This is a genomic window from Hallerella succinigenes, assembly GCF_002797675.1.
Lineage (GTDB): Bacteria > Fibrobacterota > Fibrobacteria > Fibrobacterales > Fibrobacteraceae > Hallerella > Hallerella succinigenes.
Genome location: NZ_PGEX01000001.1, coordinates 2,072,840 through 2,088,308 on the forward strand (window position 1 = coordinate 2,072,840; position 15,469 = coordinate 2,088,308).

Here is a 15,469-nt window from a genome sequence, read left to right on the forward strand (position 1 = left end):
TGAGACGAACGAAGGAGATTGTCATGGGTGGATATGGCGGCCAATCCGGCAGAAAAAAGGGAAAAGGATTTCTTAATACGGCAGGAAATCCTGTCAAGGACAAAAATGCGGTTGAAGTTGCCGAATATTATCTGGGCATGGGCAAATATGTTGCATTTTTGAAGGAGACTCCCAATGATCATAAAAGGGCGGATTTGATGGTTGAAGGTGCTCCTGTCGAAGTGAAGGGAGTTGAGGGAGCGAATTCCAATACCATTTGTACTAGCAGTTTAGCAAAGGCGGTCAAGCAAATACGAGCTACAATTTCAGAATCCAGGTGGTATGCGAATAAGGAAAATAGCAAAATCATCCTGCTTTCTAGGCATAAGACAGACGCCGAAGGTAAAAATGCTATTGACGCTGTGATGGAAGGCTATAAGGCAGCTCTTCGAAAAGGAATATTGAGACCGAACGATAAGGTGGAATATTGGTTCAAGAAAGGAAATAAAAGACGATTATGGAATTGAATGCATATGCATAGAGTTTGAATAGAGATGTTTATGATTAAGGCAGATCAAATAACGTTGGATCATTTGCTCATACAACAGGGAGCTTTGTTTACAGGTACTTTGATGGTTCCTTCATTGTCTTCTATTGAAGATGTTCCAGATATGGAAAATTGCATACCTATCAATCTTGCTATCAAAGCGGGGGGTGTAGGACATTGGGGGCATTGCTTTGTCAAAGATGAACTCCAAAATAAATATTGGAATAGCCCCTACGCGTATATTCCTACATTGAAGAATTTGGAAGGAGTTATCGGACCTGATTTCAGCTTGTATAGGGACTATTCGCTTGAACGGCAGCAGTGGAACTGTTACCGCAATCGAGTGATTGCCTATCATTGGCAAAAAAACGGCATAAATGTAATCCCAACTGCAAGCTGGAGTACTCCGGATAGTTTTGAATGGTGTTGGCAGGGGTTGCCATCAAATTCTGCTCTTGCAATAACGACAAATGGTATTGTATCCGAAAAGGAAGGTACGCGACTTTTCATTATTGGTTTGGACGAATTGATTCAAAGAAAGAACCCACATAGTTTGATTGTATGTGGGCATTTCTTCCCTTGGATGCAAGAAAAATACCCGCAAGTTCGTATGATTCGGATAAAAAGTTACGGACAAATCTGGAACGAAAGGAAAAAAGCAATGCGATAGATTTTTGAAATGATGCAAGTTGTCAAATATTTTACATATACTTTAAAGAAGAAAATTCTCCAAGCAGGTTTATATGAAATTCGGAATTCTAGGCTGTGGACATATTGCTGGCAAAATGACTTGTGCTGTAAAGGCTCTCCAAGAACAGGGCTATGGCGTCGAAGCCTATGCAATCGCTTCCCGAAGCTTGGAAAAAGCTCAAAATTTTGCCGCGGAAAATGGATTTGAAAAAGCTTATGGCAGCTATGAAGAACTTGCGCAAGACCCGGACGTGGATCTCATTTACATCGCTACTCCGCATTCCGAACATGCCGCCCATTCCTTGCTTTGCATTGAACATTCCAAAAATCTGCTGGTGGAAAAAGCGTTCACGGTAAATGCGGACGAAGCTTCTTATGTAATCGCGCGTGCCAAAGAAAAGGGGACTTTCCTTTGTGAAGCCATGTGGACGCGCTTTTTGCCGGCAGTTCAAATGATCAGGGAAAAAATTTTGCAAGGGACAATCGGAAAAGTCGAAACCGTCGAGGCGGATTTTTCGATGCCACTTTCGCACCGTGAACGTCTTCGCGATCCCAAACTTGCGGGCGGCGCTCTTCTGGACCTGGGCGTTTAGAGCTTGACTTTTGCCGATATCTTCCTCACCGATCCGCAAATCGGAGGCAAAGACAATCGGGTGGAAAATACGGAAACAAAAAGCGTTGCGTTCCCGACAGGCGTCGATGCCACGGACTGGATCAACTTGACCTACAGCCACGGGCAAAAGGCTTATCTAAAAACATCCATGGTGGCGCCGACCCATAACGAAGGCACTATTTATGGAACCAAGGGCTTTATCCATGTACAGAACCTGAACGATATGGTCGAAATCCAGATTTTCGATTATTCAGGAACTTTAACGGAATCCATCGTCCCTTCAAAGATTGCGAACTTTTACGAGTACGAAGTTCTTGCCTGCAAAAAGGCAATCGAAGAAGGACGGAAGGAATGTGCGGAAATGCCGTGGGCTAAAACCCTCGAAATCATGAAAGTTCTCGACAGTCTACGAAATTCTTGGTATATTGAGAGTGTACGTTCTACGAGGTAAGCTTTATGCCGGCAAGTGTGGAACAGTTGATTTCGGAATGCTCGCCCCTTTTGGAAAAGGATTCGGTCGTTTTCCAGGAGCTGCTGACCTATTTTAATGGCGACGCGAAAATCGCTCCTGACTTGCACGACCTTCGGGAATTTTTGGTGCCGCATCGGCTTTATAAAGTGGTCAAAATCGTGGAGACTTCTTTTATGAAGTGCGCCTATGCGCTGGTGGATAACTATCCGGAATGTACGCGCGCTTTGGGAATGCTCCGCTATTACCGCTCGCCGAACGCAATGATCTGGCAAGACGTGGAAAAGGCGGAAAATATTATTTCTAATTCGTTGACGATGGATGTATACGGCTGGAAGCCGGATTCGTTTACCGCTTTCGAAAAAGTCGGCGGCGATCAGTTTGAACTAACCGCGATTCTCGCCTTTTAATTTTTAGAGGAATTCAAACAGGAGAATTCCCGGAACTTTGCCCGTTCCGACCCAGGATTCCAAGTATTCTTGCAATTCGTGGTCGAGGACTTTTCCAAACTTTTGAGAAGCGTCGCGGAGAACGGGCTTTTTGCCCTTTTCCAAAATCAGGAATCCCGTGTGGAAAATGTCGATGATCTGTAAACGGCTCACGAAACCGATTCCGCGGATCGTGCTTTCGCCTTGCCATTCCTGTTTGGAAAATTCAATCGCCTTGTCGAGGGGCAGATACTTCAAATAGATCTGCGGATCGGGTTTGCCGTAAGCAATCCCTTTTGGCTTGAAGAATGCTTTCTTTGGAATCGTGCGAATGACAAGCGTATCGTTGGGCTGAGGAATTTGCCTTGCAAAAGTGCCTTCGCCGATCCAGTCCAGTACAAAGTAATGCTTGCGGTTTTTGTAAGCGATGTCTCCATTTAAATAGCGGATTTTTTGGAGAGTTTTGAAAATCGCATTTTCATCGGGGCTTTTAGCGAGTGCCAGAACGTGTTCCAGGTAGGTGACGCAGTCAAGTGAATCCGTGTAAACCATCGGTTTGGAATCGATCGTGTCTAGATAGCCTTCGCCTGTAGGCCCAAGCAAATAAGGCTTGTCGAGGAACTTTTCCGAGAAGAAGCGCAAGCGGTTTTCAAGTCCGCTGACCGATTCCCCTTGGATGTAGAGTTTTTTCATTTCGAGCAGCGAAGCGTAGCCGTTGTTCGTTGCACGGTAAATACTGGACCAGATGGAATCGAGAATTCCTCGGCACGTGTTGTCGGGCGTTTTACCGGTGCGGTTCAAATAGCTTGCAATCACGAGGGTGTCGCCGTCGATTGTCGGCATATAACCGACGAGACCGTGTGCTTCATTGATAAATCCTGTTTTAAAGCGAATGCGCCAGCCGTATTCCAATTCACGCATGCGCTTGTAACCGCTGCCGACCCACGGGCTTGCAAAACTTTTGATGTAATACTTTCCGCGTGGATGACGGGCCATCTTCGCAAGCAACTTCGTTTCAGAAGAGGGTTTTAGCCGGTTTTTGGGAGAAAGTCCGCAACCGTCGTAAAGGATAAAGTCTTCTGCAGAAAGTTCCATCTTTTGCAGAAATGTTTGAACGCCTTTTTTGCCGTTTTCCACGTTTCCCACGCCGTATTTGGCTGCCGCAAAATTGCGGAAAAGGGTTTCGGCGTGCAGGTTCTGACTCCTCTGGTTGATTTCATCGAGAAAGCTTAACAGGGGAGTACCAGCATATTCGAATGTGTAAATATCGAGACCGCTTTGAGCAGCCGGATCATCGATGACGATCAAACCTCGCTCCTTCATCGCATGGATAAAGGCGGCTTCAAAGTAATGGTTCGGGTCGCGTACAGGAATGACAATGGACGCATCGGTTACGTTCACTCCGATTGTTCCCGAAATGTTTAAAACCGCTGAGTCTTTGTCGAGGGAATACTTCCACTTGCGACGGCTGCCTTTGCCGGTGATGAGCGCATTATTGACTTTGACATAGCCGATGTCCGGGTCGATTGAAATCTTCGCGGTATCGCCGATTTTTTCACCTGGATCCATATGCACTAGGGTGCAGTTGTCGTTGAATTCGAGCGGGGTGATTTCTGCGCCGTACCAAGAGTCGAAATAGTTGGATTTCCAATGGTCCGGCTTGCGGGGTCCCGAAAAGTAAGTAGTGTCTAGCTCAATGCGAATCTGCAAGGTGTCGATGTTCTTGGAACGGATCGAATCCGCGAACTGGTGCAGTACGTAGAACGGTTGCGAATAGAATCTCGCCGAAATGTTCGGGTCGCCTTCTCCGCGTAAACGGATTACGCCGGAGAACGTTTTCCCGGCAAAGCTTCCTTCCATGTGAACGGAAGTTTTCGCTTGAAAGTTGAGCGGTAAATAGTCGAGAGCCGCCGCCGTGGTGACGGTTTTCATGGTGCTTGCCGGCGTAAAGAAGGAATCCGCATTGACGGTGGCGATTTGCTTTCCCGTGTGCAGGGAACGGATGGACAGTCCAAAGAGAGATCCCGGAGCGAGGGAATCGACAATCGTCTGATAGTCGGCGGTCGAGATATAGGGTTTGGGTTCAAACAGCACGGAGTCCGCGGCAGAGCCCTTCGATGCGTTACCGGTCGCTGCTTGGGCGACGACAGAAAAAATCCACAGTGCAGAACAGAGCTTTCTCATTTTGCACTCGGAATTTCAAAGTTTGCGCCGGTCAAGGTTTTCAAATCCTTCCAGTAGCCCGGATACGTTTTGTTCACGCAGAGCGGGTCCAAAATCCGAATGGACTTTCCTTTTTCAAGTCCAAAGGCGGCTAGGCTCATGCACATGGCCATGCGGTGATCGTTGTACGTTTCAAAGTCGGCGGTCTTGAACACCTTTGGCGGCGTAATCGTAATGGATTCGTCTGTCGTCGAAACTTCGGCACCCGCCTTGCGAAGTTCATTTGCCATCGCCTGAATGCGGTCGGTTTCTTTGACCTTCCAACTGTGGATTCCGCGGATCGTGCTCGTTCCGTTTGCAAAAAGGCAAAGAGCTGCGACGGTCATCGCCGCGTCCGGAATTGAGGAAAGATCCTTGTCGATCGCTTTGAGGGGGAATTCTCCACGACGGCTTTCCACAAAACCTTTCCCGTAAGAAATCTTTGCCCCCATTTCGGCGAGGACATCAGCAAAGTGAATGTCTCCCTGCATACTCTTTTCGTCGAGACCGAGCAGGCGGACAGGGCCGTCTGCAATCGCCGCTGCTGCAAGAGCGTAACTCGCACTCGAAGCGTCGCCTTCCACGTCATAGTCGCCTGGAGAAATGTATCCAGTATTGGGAACGTGGAATTCCTTAAAATCCAGATTTTTGACTTCGACGCCAAACTGTTGCATCATGCGGAGAGTCATGGTCACGTAAGGCTTCGAAATGAGTTCTCCGTCGACGACGATTTTCAGCGGTTTTTGCATGCAGGGCGCAGAAAGCAGAATCGCCGTCAGATACTGGCTCGAAATATTTCCTTTGATGTGAAGAATTTCGCCCTGCAAACCGTTTGCGTGCAGAACGATCGGCGGGTAGCCTGCATTTTCTGTATAATCGATCTTTGCACCGACTTGGACTAGGGCGTCCACCAGGTCGCGGATCGGGCGTTCCTTCATGCGTTCTATGCCCGTAAGGGTGAAGTCTCCCTGTCCAAGGGCAACAGCCGCGGTCAAGAATCGAATCGAAGTTCCCGAGTTTCCCACGAAAAGTTCAGCATTTTTGACAGAAAAACGGCCATTTTGGCCCGGAATCACCGCTTCAGAATAGTCTGCGGAAAAATGCATGCCTTGGACACCGAGTTTTTCCAAAGATTCCGCCATATAACGGGTGTCATCGCTCCATAGCAAGTGGTGCAGACGGGTTTCTCCCTGGGCGAGGCTCGCGAGTAAAAGGGCGCGGTTGGTAATGCTTTTTGAACCAGGAAGGCGAATTTCCCCTTGAATATGGTCCAAAGCGCGAATTTCCAAAAAAGTTGGGCTCGAGGGATTCTTGTTCATAATTTCAAATTTAGATTAAATTAGAAGCATAGAGAGGTTTACTATGGATCAGAGCGGCGACGTTTCTCAGTTGGTCAAAAGTCTAATGGTCTCGGATATCTTTAAGGGTCTTTCGGCGGAGCTCATCGAAGAATTCAACGATATCATTTGCCGAGTTCATCTCTCCAAAGATGAAATCCTGATTGAAGAAGGCACGGAAAGTTTCAGCTTTTACGTTGTGGAAAGCGGCGATATTGAAGTTTATTTTTCAGTTCCCGGTCAAAGTCAGTTTTTGGAAGCTTGCCGCTTAAAGGTCGGCTCTGTCGTCGGAGAAATGGCGTTGTTGGAAAATGACGTCCATTCCGCTCGTGTCGTCGCCAAAACAGAGGCGAGTGTCATCAAAATCGACAGTAAGGCATTCCTGCTGTATTTGGAATCCAATCCAAATGTCGGATTTATTGTGATGCGGAACTTGGCGAAGTTGATCAGTAACCGTCTGCGTTATACCGATCAGTTCGTGCGTCACGTCGCTGCGTATTAGTTTGTATACAAAGAGGCTTTGTATGGAAAAAGGGATTGACGAACATATTTTTCCCATTCGTTTCTCGGATTGCGATCCGAAAAATCGTTTACGCGTTTCTTCATTCTTTGACTTTATGGAAGAAACCGCCATCTTGGATGCCGAAGCACATGGGATGGGAATCTGGAAAATGGTGCAGAATGGCTATACTTCGGTGATTTCACGCTTAAAGCTTCGAATCAATTATATTCCGCGTTGGGGTGAAAAACTCCATGTTTCAACGTGGACCAAGTCGATTTACAATCACAAGGTGGCTCTGCGCGATTATTCGATTCGAGACGATAATGGCAACATGATCGCGGAAGCGACTTCTTCCTGGCTCATGGTGAATTTGCAAACGGGACATTCGGAAGACCCGGAACAGACTCCTTTTTTGCCGACGCTCTATCCCGAAAAAGTCGCCATTTCCGAAAATTTGATGCTGCTTGAACCTCGTGCAAATCCACGTGTGGTGATGACAAAAACCGCAGCGTTTTCGGATATCGATATGAATCGGCATGTGAACAACTGCCGTTATGCAGACTGGGTCTTGGACGCGCTCTATCTGGATCAGTCGATGAAGGGTAAATCGATCCGTTCTATTCAAATCAACTATCTCGCGGGGATCCCGGTTGGGGAAGAAATCCATCTGGTGCGTTTTGATAATTCGAATCACCACGCATATGTTTTTGGCGTGAACGCAAAGGATCCGACAAGGGTTCATTTTCAGGCTCGAATCGGCATTGCGGATTGAGAATTTTGAAATAATTTTGTAAGTTTCCTTCTATGAAGGGAATTATACTTGCCGGTGGATCCGGAACTAGACTTTATCCGCTGACCATGGTGACATCGAAGCAGCTGTTGCCTGTTTACGACAAGCCGATGATTTACTATCCACTTTCGACGTTGATGCTCGCGGGTATCCGCGACATTCTCATCATTTCGACGCCGACGGACTTGCCAAATTTTGAACGTTTGCTCGGGGATGGAAGTGCGATGGGTCTGAACCTTTCGTATAAGGTGCAGCCTAGCCCAGATGGCCTTGCCCAGGCGTTCATTTTGGGTGAGGAATTCATTGGTGACGATTGCTGTGCGATGGTTCTCGGCGATAATATCTTCTACGGTAACGGCTTTAGTCCGCTGCTCAAGGCGGCGGTCAAGAATGCGGAAGAAAATGGCCGTGCTAGTATCTTCGGCTACTACGTTGAAGACCCGGAACGTTTTGGCGTTGTTGAATTCGACGCAAACGGCAAGGTCATTTCGGTCGAAGAAAAACCGAAGGAACCGATGAGCAATTACGCGATTACGGGTCTTTATTTTTACGACAACCGCGTTTGCAAATTTGCAAAGGAACAAAAACCGAGTGCTCGCGGTGAACTTGAAATTACCGATTTGAATAGAGTTTACCTGGAAAAGGGTGAACTGGATGTGAAACTTTTGGGCCGTGGATTTGCATGGCTCGACACAGGAACGATGGACAGCCTGATCGAAGCGGGCGATTTCGTTCGCATGGTTGAAAGCCGTCAGGGCATTCAGATCAGCGCGGTCGAAGAAATCGCTTACATCAATGGTTGGATCAGTAAGGAAAAACTCCTCGAAAGCGCTTCCAAGTATGGCAAGTCTCCTTACGGTCAGCACCTGCGCAAGGTTGCGGAAGGAAAAATTAAGTATTAAACAACGTGGACACTCCACGCTTCACACTCCACACTCCACACTATCCTAACAACTTTCTATTATGAAACGATCTATCATCATCACTGGCGGAGCTGGTTTTATCGGAAGTCATGTGGTACGCCTTTTTGTGAACAAGTACCCGGACTACAAGATCATCAATCTAGACAAGCTCACCTATGCGGGAAACCTCGCAAACCTGAAGGACATCGAAGACAAGCCGAACTACAAGTTCGTGAAGATGGACATCTGCGACTTCGACGCTTTCTACGAGCTCATGCAGAGTGAAAAAGTGGACGGCATTATTCACCTCGCCGCCGAAAGCCACGTGGACCGCTCCATCCAGGATCCGTTCACCTTTGCCAAGACGAACGTGATGGGTACGCTCAGTCTGCTCCAGGCGGCAAAGCTTTACTGGGAAAGCCTCCCGGAAAAGTATGAAGGCAAGCGCTTCTACCACATCTCGACCGACGAAGTTTACGGCGCTCTCAGCATGAGCCATCCGGAAGGCATTAAACCACCGTTTACGACGACCGCTTCGAGTTCCGAACATCATCTTGCTTACGGTGAAGACTTCTTCTACGAAACGACAAAGTACACGCCGCATTCCCCGTATTCCGCATCGAAGGCGGGCTCGGATCACTTTGTACGCGCTTTCCACGATACCTACGGCATGCCGACGATTGTCACGAACTGCTCGAACAACTACGGTCCATACCAGTTCCCGGAAAAGCTCATCCCGCTTTTCATCAACAACATTTGTCACAAGAAGCCTCTTCCGGTTTACGGCAAGGGTGAAAATGTGCGCGACTGGCTCTTTGTCGAAGATCACGCCCGCGCCATCGACATCATTTTCCACAACGGCAAGATCGCTGAAACCTACAACATCGGCGGCTTCAACGAATGGAAGAACATCGACATCATCAAGGTCGTAATCAAGACCGTCGACAAGCTTCTCGGTCGTGCAGAAGGGGAAGATCTGAACCTCATCACATACGTCACCGACCGCTTGGGCCACGACGCCCGCTACGCGATCGACTCGACAAAGCTCCAGAAGGAACTCGGCTGGGAACCCTCCCTCCAGTTCGAAGAAGGCATTGAAAAGACTGTCAAGTGGTATCTCGAGAACCAGGAATGGCTGGACAATATCACGAGTGGCGACTACGAAAAGTATTACGAAAAGATGTACGGGAACAAGTAACCCCTGACGTCTTAGAAGGTTTTAGGAGAATCGATCATGGGAAAGTTTAAGTTTATCGATACGGAAATTGAAGGCGTTAAAATTATTGAACCGACCGTTTTTGGCGATGCCCGCGGTTACTTCATGGAAACCTATAGCGAAAAAGAATTCGCAGAAAACGGTATCGATGTGAAGTTCGTTCAGGACAACGAATCCCGCAGCAAAAAAGGCGTTCTCCGCGGTCTGCATTTCCAAAAGCAGAACCCGCAGGGAAAGCTTGTGCGCGTTCTCGAAGGGGAAGTTTTTGACGTCGCTGTGGACCTGCGCAAAGCGAGCAAGACCTTTGGAAAATGGGTGGGCGTCACCCTTTCTGCAGAAAACAAAAAGCAGTTCTACATTCCGGAAGGTTTTGCTCATGGCTTTGCCGTTCTTTCGGAAACGGCGACCTTTGTGTACAAATGTACACGTCTTTATGCCCCGGGCGATGAAGGCGGTCTTATGTGGAACGATCCGCAGATTGGCATCCAGTGGCCGGTGAGCGAAGACTTTAAGCCTCTTTTGAGCGAAAAGGATACAAAGAACCCGACCCTTGCCAATTTAGATTGGACATTCTAATCGATAAAATTTTATTTTTCGCATAATGAAGAATATTCTTGTGCTCTGTACGGGAAACGTCTGTCGAAGCCCGACTGCGGAATACCTGTTGCGTAAATCTTTGGAAGGCGTGGATTGCATCGTCCAAAGCGCTGGAATGGGTGCAGTCGTTGACTCGCCTGCAGAACCGATGGCTCAAAAAGTCGCGCTCTCACACGGGCTCGATATTTCTGCGCATCGTTCGCGACAGGTGACGATGGATATGCTTAAGTGGGCGGATCTGGTTTTGGTGATGGAAAAAGCCCAAAAGATTCACCTGCTCGAACGTTACTCATGGTTGGATGGAAAAGTTTTCTGTTATGGAGACTCGATAAAAGTGGACGTTCCGGATCCGCATGGACGCCCGGAAAGCGCCTTTGTCATGGCTTGGAATTTTATTGAAAAATTGACGCCTTACTGGGCTCAAAAAATTTCTCATCACGAGGAATAGAATTTATGGCGATAGAAAAGAAGACTATACCGGTATCGACGAAGAATCCATGGTTGGATTTGCTTGAAGACCTGTGGAAGAATAAACTGTTGGTTTTTTCTTTTACCTTCGTTTTTGGCATTATCGGTATCGTTGTTGCTCTTTGGATTCGACCTATGTATGAAGCGAGTGCTTTGATTCAGGTGAAGACCAAGGGAGGCTCCCTTTCTGCAATGCTCGGGGATGTGGGTTCTTTATTAGGCATGGGCGGAAGCTCTGCGGAAACGGAAATCCAGCTGATGCAGAGTCGTCGCATTTTGGAAGAACTCATCGATTCTTTGGGACTTCATAACGAAGCCAACCCGACAGAGACCATAGATCGTTTCCTTCGAAAGGAGGGACGTGTGGATATCCGCTATATGAAGCTTCCGGATTCTTCTGCAGTGGCTCCGGAAATTCGAAGCAAACCATGGGTTTTGATTGCGGACGATTCTTTGAATTTCTCGTTTTACGATGCAGATATGTCAAAGGTTTTGTCTTGTTCGAAGGGCAAACTTTGCTCGGCTCCTTATCATGGAGACTCGGTTTCGATACTCGTTTCCGTGATGGATGTGAAAGCGGGACAAAAGTTCAATGTAACGCAGAAAATGATGGTCCGCGCGGTGAATGCGGTTTTGCAAAACCTGTCTATTTCGGAAGCGGCTAAGAAGACGGGCCTTTTGCATGTGTCCTTCCAGCATCAGTATATGGACAAGGCCGTGACGGTGGTTGACTCTTTGACGTCCATTTATCTTCGTTTGAATGAGGAATTCAGCTCTTCGGATATGAAGAATACTCTGGAACTTTTGGAAGACCAGCTGCCGATTGCACGCAAGACGCTGGACAGCTTGATGCTTAAACTCAACGAGTATCGTGAAAAAATCGGATCTGCGGATATCGCCGCCGAAACGAAGATTACGCTTGAATCTCAGGTCAAGCTTCAGCAGCAGATAATCCTTTTGGAACAGATGCGTGAAGAAAAGGCTCGCCTGTTTGACGCCTCGCACCCGCAGATCGTGACGATGGATAGGCAGATTGCATCTCTCAAAAGAGAAATGGCAAAGGCGAACTCGCAAACAAAAAAACTGCCGGAAACGCAACAAAAAATCCTGACGATGACTGCCGAAGCGCAGTTTGCTCAGACCGCTTATTCCGATCTTTTAAAACGCGTGGAGCAGCTTCGTTTGCTCGTCGCTGGTTCAGCAGAATCGGCTCAGATTGTGGACCATGCTGTGGCAGATCCGAAGCCTGTCAAGCCGAAGAGAAAGATGATCGTTCTCGCGTTCATTTTTGCAGGATTCTGTGCGGCGTTCGGATTTATTTCTTTGCGTAAAAAGATGAAGGGTGTAATTGACCCGTTCTTGGTTTCGAAGGCAACAGGCTTAAGCGTGTATTCTCTGATTGCGAAGGGCGAAAAAGAATCGCTTGAAGGACTTCATACTCTGCAACTTTCGCTTGAACTAGAAAGTTATGACAAAAATCGGATTCTTTGCTTTACGGGACTTTTGCCGCATGTCGGATGCTCTTTTGTCGCCGCTCAGATGGCGAAGCTTTTTGCAGAATCCGGTAAAAAGGTTTTGCTGATTGATGCAGATTTGCAAAAGGGAAATCTGGGCAGTTTGTTTGGCTTTGAACCTGCGGAAGGACTTGTGGATGTTCTCGCTGGGAAGAAGTCGATTTCGGCGGTTGTGAAGACGACTCAGACTCCGGGCTTGGACCTTCTTCTTTGCGGATACCATTTGCTATGCTCGGAAGGCGTTTTGGGAACGAAAAAGTTTGCCAACTTTATCAAGCTTGTCCGTGAAAGTTATGACATTGTTATTTTGGATACGCCGTCTTTGCAAAAGACAATGGATGTTTCGGTGGTGAGCCGTGAATTGGACGAAATCGTTCTGATTTTGGAATACGGTCGCCACAGCATGGATAGCATTCTGGAAGGGGTATCTCTCTTGTCTAAGACATCGACGCTTTCGAAGGTTATAGCCTTCAACAAGTGCGTTCTTCCGCAGAAAAAGAAAATTTAGGGAGTAATCAATGATGATCAATTTAATTTTATGTGGTGGATGCGGAACGCGTCTTTGGCCGGTTAGCCGGACTCTGATGCCGAAACAGTTCGCCAAGCTTTTTGATGGCAGTTCTCTTTTCCAGGGAACGGTCGTGACGAATTCGGTCGCATGCGAATCGCAGTATGTAATCAGCAATGCGGAGCAGTATTTCCTTGCCAAGGATCAGCTGTCGGAACTTCCGGAATGCGGTCACGATCCGCGTTTTATGCTGGAACCGGTGGGCCGTAATACAGCGCCTGCAATCGCTCTGGCGTGCCTTTCCTTGGATCCGAATGCGGTTGTTCTCGTTTCTCCGTCCGATCATGTGATCCGTAAAAAAGAAGCCTATTTGAAGGCTTTGGAAAAGGCGGAAAAGTTTGCGGAAGAAGGTTCCTTGGTCACATTCGGCATTACGCCGACAAGTCCGGAAACCGGCTACGGTTACATCGAAGCGGATGGCGAAAACGTTAAGCGTTTTGTGGAAAAGCCGAACCTGGAGAAGGCGAAGGAATACCTGCAGAGCGGTAACTTCTATTGGAACAGCGGCATTTTCTGCTTCAAGGTTTCCACGTTCCTTTCGGAACTCGAAAAGTACGCCCCGGACATGTTTATCGCATGCAAAGCGGCTCTTGCCAATGCGAAAAAGGAAAATCAGCTTCTTCGTGTCAATTACGAAGACATGATGGCTATTCCGGCTAATTCCATCGACTACGCGGTGATGGAAAAGTCCAAGAAGGTAAAGGTCGTCCCGTCGGATATCGGCTGGTCGGACCTCGGATCTTTCGACGCCCTTTATGGGGAATATCCGCATGATGAAGCGGGCAACAACGTGAACCCGAAGCATATTCCGGTCGGCACTACGAATTCCTTGGTCATCGGTCAGCAGCGCATGGTTGCGACGATCGATCTCGACAAGATGCTCGTGGTGGACACGCCGGATGCTCTTCTCGTCGCACCTCTCGCTTCGAGTCAGAAGGTGAAGTCGGTCGTTGAAAAACTCAAGTTCAAGAAGTCTCCGCTGACGGACGTTCCGCAGACGGTCAGCCGTCCGTGGGGCACTTATTCCGTTCTCGACGACAACGAACGTTACAAGATCAAGCGTATCGTGGTGAAGCCGGGTAAACGCCTTTCTTTGCAAAAGCATTTGCACCGCTCGGAACACTGGGTCGTGGTAAGCGGTACTGCTACTTGCACGGTTGGAGAGAAGATTTTCTACGTGCGTCCGAATGAATCGACTTATATCCCGGTGGGTGAAGTGCACCGTTTGCAGAATGACGGTAAGCTTCCCCTCGTCATCGTGGAAGTTCAGGTCGGTGAATATACGGGCGAAGATGATATCATCCGCATTCAGGACGACTTCAGGCGTTCGTAATTCGAACAAAGGAATTGAAAAAGGCTCCGCTTTTGCGGAGCCTTTTTTGTAAGCCTTGAAATTTTAGTTGGCGGTCGAATCTGTTGTCGATTCTGCAGAAGAATCGTCCGGGCCCATGTATTCGACAACGAAGACAAGCGTCGCGTTGCTCGGAATCGGACCTCCGCCGCGGTTGCCGTAGCCGAGTTCAGGCGGAATCACGAGGACTCTCTTTTCGCCCGGGAGCATGCCTTCGACACCCAAATCCCAGCCGCGGATCACGTTGCCCTTGCCGAGCGGGAAGTTGAAGATCTGGCCGCGTTCACGCGAACTGTCGAATTTTTTACCGTCGGAGAGGAAGCCTGTGTAATGCACACGGGCATTTTCGCCGGCGTGGATCGGTTCACCCTGGCCTTCTCGGATAATGCTGTATTTCAAACCTTCTGGGCCGTCCTTCAGATCGAGCTTTTCCACATCCGGGAAGAAGTCCATCGTTTCTGCAAGAGCTTCATCCACTTCGACATTCAGCATTTCCACGCGGAAGACGAGTGTCGAATTGGGCGGAATGGTGCTGTAAGACTTGGCTCCGTAACCCATCGATGGGCTGATTTTTAGCCAACGAACGGTTCCCGGCATCATACCGTCGAGACCGACTTCCCAGCCGTTGATCAAACGTCCACCGCCGAGGATTGTGGTTAAAGGCTTGCCGAAATCTTTAGAACTCGAGAACTTACGACCCGATGCAATCCAGCCTGTGTAGTGGGTTTGGATGCGGGTTCCTTGCGTTGCCTGCGTTCCTGCACCGACCTTTTCGTCCCAGTATTGAACGCCGTTTTCGAGCTTTTTCCACTTTGCCTTTTTGCTGTCGGCAAAGTTGTCCGGTTCAAGTGGCGGTTCTGCAGAAACGAGTTCCACTTCAAAGTAGAGGTCGGAGCGTGGGGGAATCGGGCCGATTTCACGGTCGCCGTAGGCGAGCTGGTAAGGGATTGAAAGTTTGCGGATTTCACCGATTTTCATGCCCAAAAGACCGCGTTCCCAGCCCGGAATCACTTGGCCTGCGCCTAAAGAGAATTCCAGCGGTTCGCCGCGATCATAAGAGTTGTCGAACATCGTCATCGCCGAGTCGGCCAAAAAGCTCTTATAATGGACGCGGATCAGCTGACCATTCTGAATCGGTTCACCAGAACCTTCTTTAACAGTGACAACTTCATACGGAATTGCCCACAGGCAAATCGGCAGAAGAAGGAGAAAAGCGAAAAATCTGTTTTTGGGCATGCGAACTCCTGAAGTGCAAATTAGAAAATGCTAGTTTTTTTGGACACAATCAGGTGGAAT

At 48.3% G+C, this 15,469-nt stretch carries 16 protein-coding genes; 13 read left to right on the top strand and 3 right to left on the bottom strand.

What is annotated here, in order from left to right; all coding sequences use genetic code 11:
• Positions 1–23 precede the first annotated feature (23 nt).
• The 5 genes from BGX16_RS09550 (at position 24) to BGX16_RS09565 (ending at position 2,708) form a co-directional block, all read left to right on the top strand.
• On the top strand, positions 24–506 hold the full coding sequence (locus BGX16_RS09550) for a hypothetical protein (RefSeq protein WP_100426820.1): 483 nt from the start codon (positions 24–26) through the stop codon (positions 504–506).
• A 33-nt stretch (positions 507–539) separates the two neighbouring features.
• A complete protein-coding gene (locus BGX16_RS09555) occupies positions 540–1,196 on the top strand; it encodes a DUF4417 domain-containing protein (protein ID WP_100425825.1) in 657 nt (218 codons plus the stop codon).
• A gap of 73 nt (positions 1,197–1,269) precedes the next feature.
• Positions 1,270–1,809, top strand: a complete 540-nt coding sequence (locus BGX16_RS15015; RefSeq protein ID WP_241899521.1) for a Gfo/Idh/MocA family protein — start codon at positions 1,270–1,272, stop codon at positions 1,807–1,809.
• A 3-nt stretch (positions 1,810–1,812) separates the two neighbouring features.
• Entirely contained in the window at positions 1,813–2,280 is a 468-nt protein-coding gene (locus BGX16_RS15020) for a hypothetical protein (RefSeq protein WP_241899522.1), read from the top strand.
• A gap of 5 nt (positions 2,281–2,285) precedes the next feature.
• On the top strand, positions 2,286–2,708 hold the full coding sequence (locus tag BGX16_RS09565; RefSeq protein WP_100425826.1) for a hypothetical protein: 423 nt from the start codon (positions 2,286–2,288) through the stop codon (positions 2,706–2,708).
• Between the two features lie 3 nt (positions 2,709–2,711).
• Here the strand turns inward: BGX16_RS09565 and dacB are convergent, their stop codons facing one another.
• Both dacB and aroA read right to left on the bottom strand, forming a co-directional pair.
• Positions 2,712–4,910 carry a D-alanyl-D-alanine carboxypeptidase/D-alanyl-D-alanine endopeptidase gene (gene dacB / locus BGX16_RS09570; protein ID WP_100425827.1) on the bottom strand — a complete coding sequence of 733 codons (2,199 nt, stop codon included), beginning with the start codon at positions 4,908–4,910 and terminating at the stop codon, positions 2,712–2,714.
• Positions 4,907–6,247, bottom strand: a complete 1,341-nt coding sequence (gene aroA, locus BGX16_RS09575) for a 3-phosphoshikimate 1-carboxyvinyltransferase (protein WP_100425828.1) — start codon at positions 6,245–6,247, stop codon at positions 4,907–4,909. The genes dacB and aroA overlap by 4 nt, the downstream gene beginning before the upstream one ends.
• Positions 6,248–6,290: 43 nt before the next feature.
• Here aroA and BGX16_RS09580 point away from each other — a divergent pair, with 43 nt between their 5' ends.
• The 8 genes from BGX16_RS09580 to BGX16_RS09615 all read left to right on the top strand — a co-directional run bounded on the left by BGX16_RS09580 (position 6,291) and on the right by BGX16_RS09615 (position 14,155).
• A complete protein-coding gene (locus BGX16_RS09580) occupies positions 6,291–6,767 on the top strand; it encodes a cyclic nucleotide-binding domain-containing protein (RefSeq protein WP_100425829.1) in 477 nt (158 codons plus the stop codon).
• A gap of 22 nt (positions 6,768–6,789) precedes the next feature.
• Complete coding sequence (locus tag BGX16_RS09585) at positions 6,790–7,539, top strand: acyl-[acyl-carrier-protein] thioesterase (RefSeq protein WP_100425830.1); 750 nt, start codon at positions 6,790–6,792, stop codon at positions 7,537–7,539.
• A 32-nt stretch (positions 7,540–7,571) separates the two neighbouring features.
• Positions 7,572–8,459 carry a glucose-1-phosphate thymidylyltransferase RfbA gene (gene rfbA / locus BGX16_RS09590; protein WP_100425831.1) on the top strand — a complete coding sequence of 296 codons (888 nt, stop codon included), beginning with the start codon at positions 7,572–7,574 and terminating at the stop codon, positions 8,457–8,459.
• Between the two features lie 61 nt (positions 8,460–8,520).
• The gene (locus tag BGX16_RS09595) at positions 8,521–9,657 is read left to right on the top strand and encodes a dTDP-glucose 4,6-dehydratase (protein WP_100425832.1); all 1,137 of its coding nucleotides are present in this window, start codon (positions 8,521–8,523) and stop codon (positions 9,655–9,657) included.
• 36 nt (positions 9,658–9,693) lie between these two features.
• Positions 9,694–10,251, top strand: a complete 558-nt coding sequence (rfbC, locus tag BGX16_RS09600) for a dTDP-4-dehydrorhamnose 3,5-epimerase (RefSeq protein ID WP_100425833.1) — start codon at positions 9,694–9,696, stop codon at positions 10,249–10,251.
• A gap of 25 nt (positions 10,252–10,276) precedes the next feature.
• Positions 10,277–10,720 (top strand): arsenate reductase/protein-tyrosine-phosphatase family protein, encoded by a 444-nt coding sequence (locus tag BGX16_RS09605; RefSeq protein WP_100425834.1) that lies wholly within the window; start codon positions 10,277–10,279, stop codon positions 10,718–10,720.
• Between the two features lie 5 nt (positions 10,721–10,725).
• Positions 10,726–12,762: a Wzz/FepE/Etk N-terminal domain-containing protein gene (locus tag BGX16_RS09610; protein WP_100425835.1), complete on the top strand. Its 2,037-nt coding sequence runs from the start codon at positions 10,726–10,728 to the stop codon at positions 12,760–12,762.
• Between the two features lie 13 nt (positions 12,763–12,775).
• Positions 12,776–14,155 carry a mannose-1-phosphate guanylyltransferase/mannose-6-phosphate isomerase gene (locus tag BGX16_RS09615; protein ID WP_100426821.1) on the top strand — a complete coding sequence of 460 codons (1,380 nt, stop codon included), beginning with the start codon at positions 12,776–12,778 and terminating at the stop codon, positions 14,153–14,155.
• A 63-nt stretch (positions 14,156–14,218) separates the two neighbouring features.
• Here BGX16_RS09615 and BGX16_RS09620 read toward each other — a convergent pair whose 3' ends face one another.
• A complete protein-coding gene (locus BGX16_RS09620) occupies positions 14,219–15,409 on the bottom strand; it encodes an FKBP-type peptidyl-prolyl cis-trans isomerase (protein WP_100425836.1) in 1,191 nt (396 codons plus the stop codon).
• Positions 15,410–15,469: the final 60 nt, after the last annotated feature.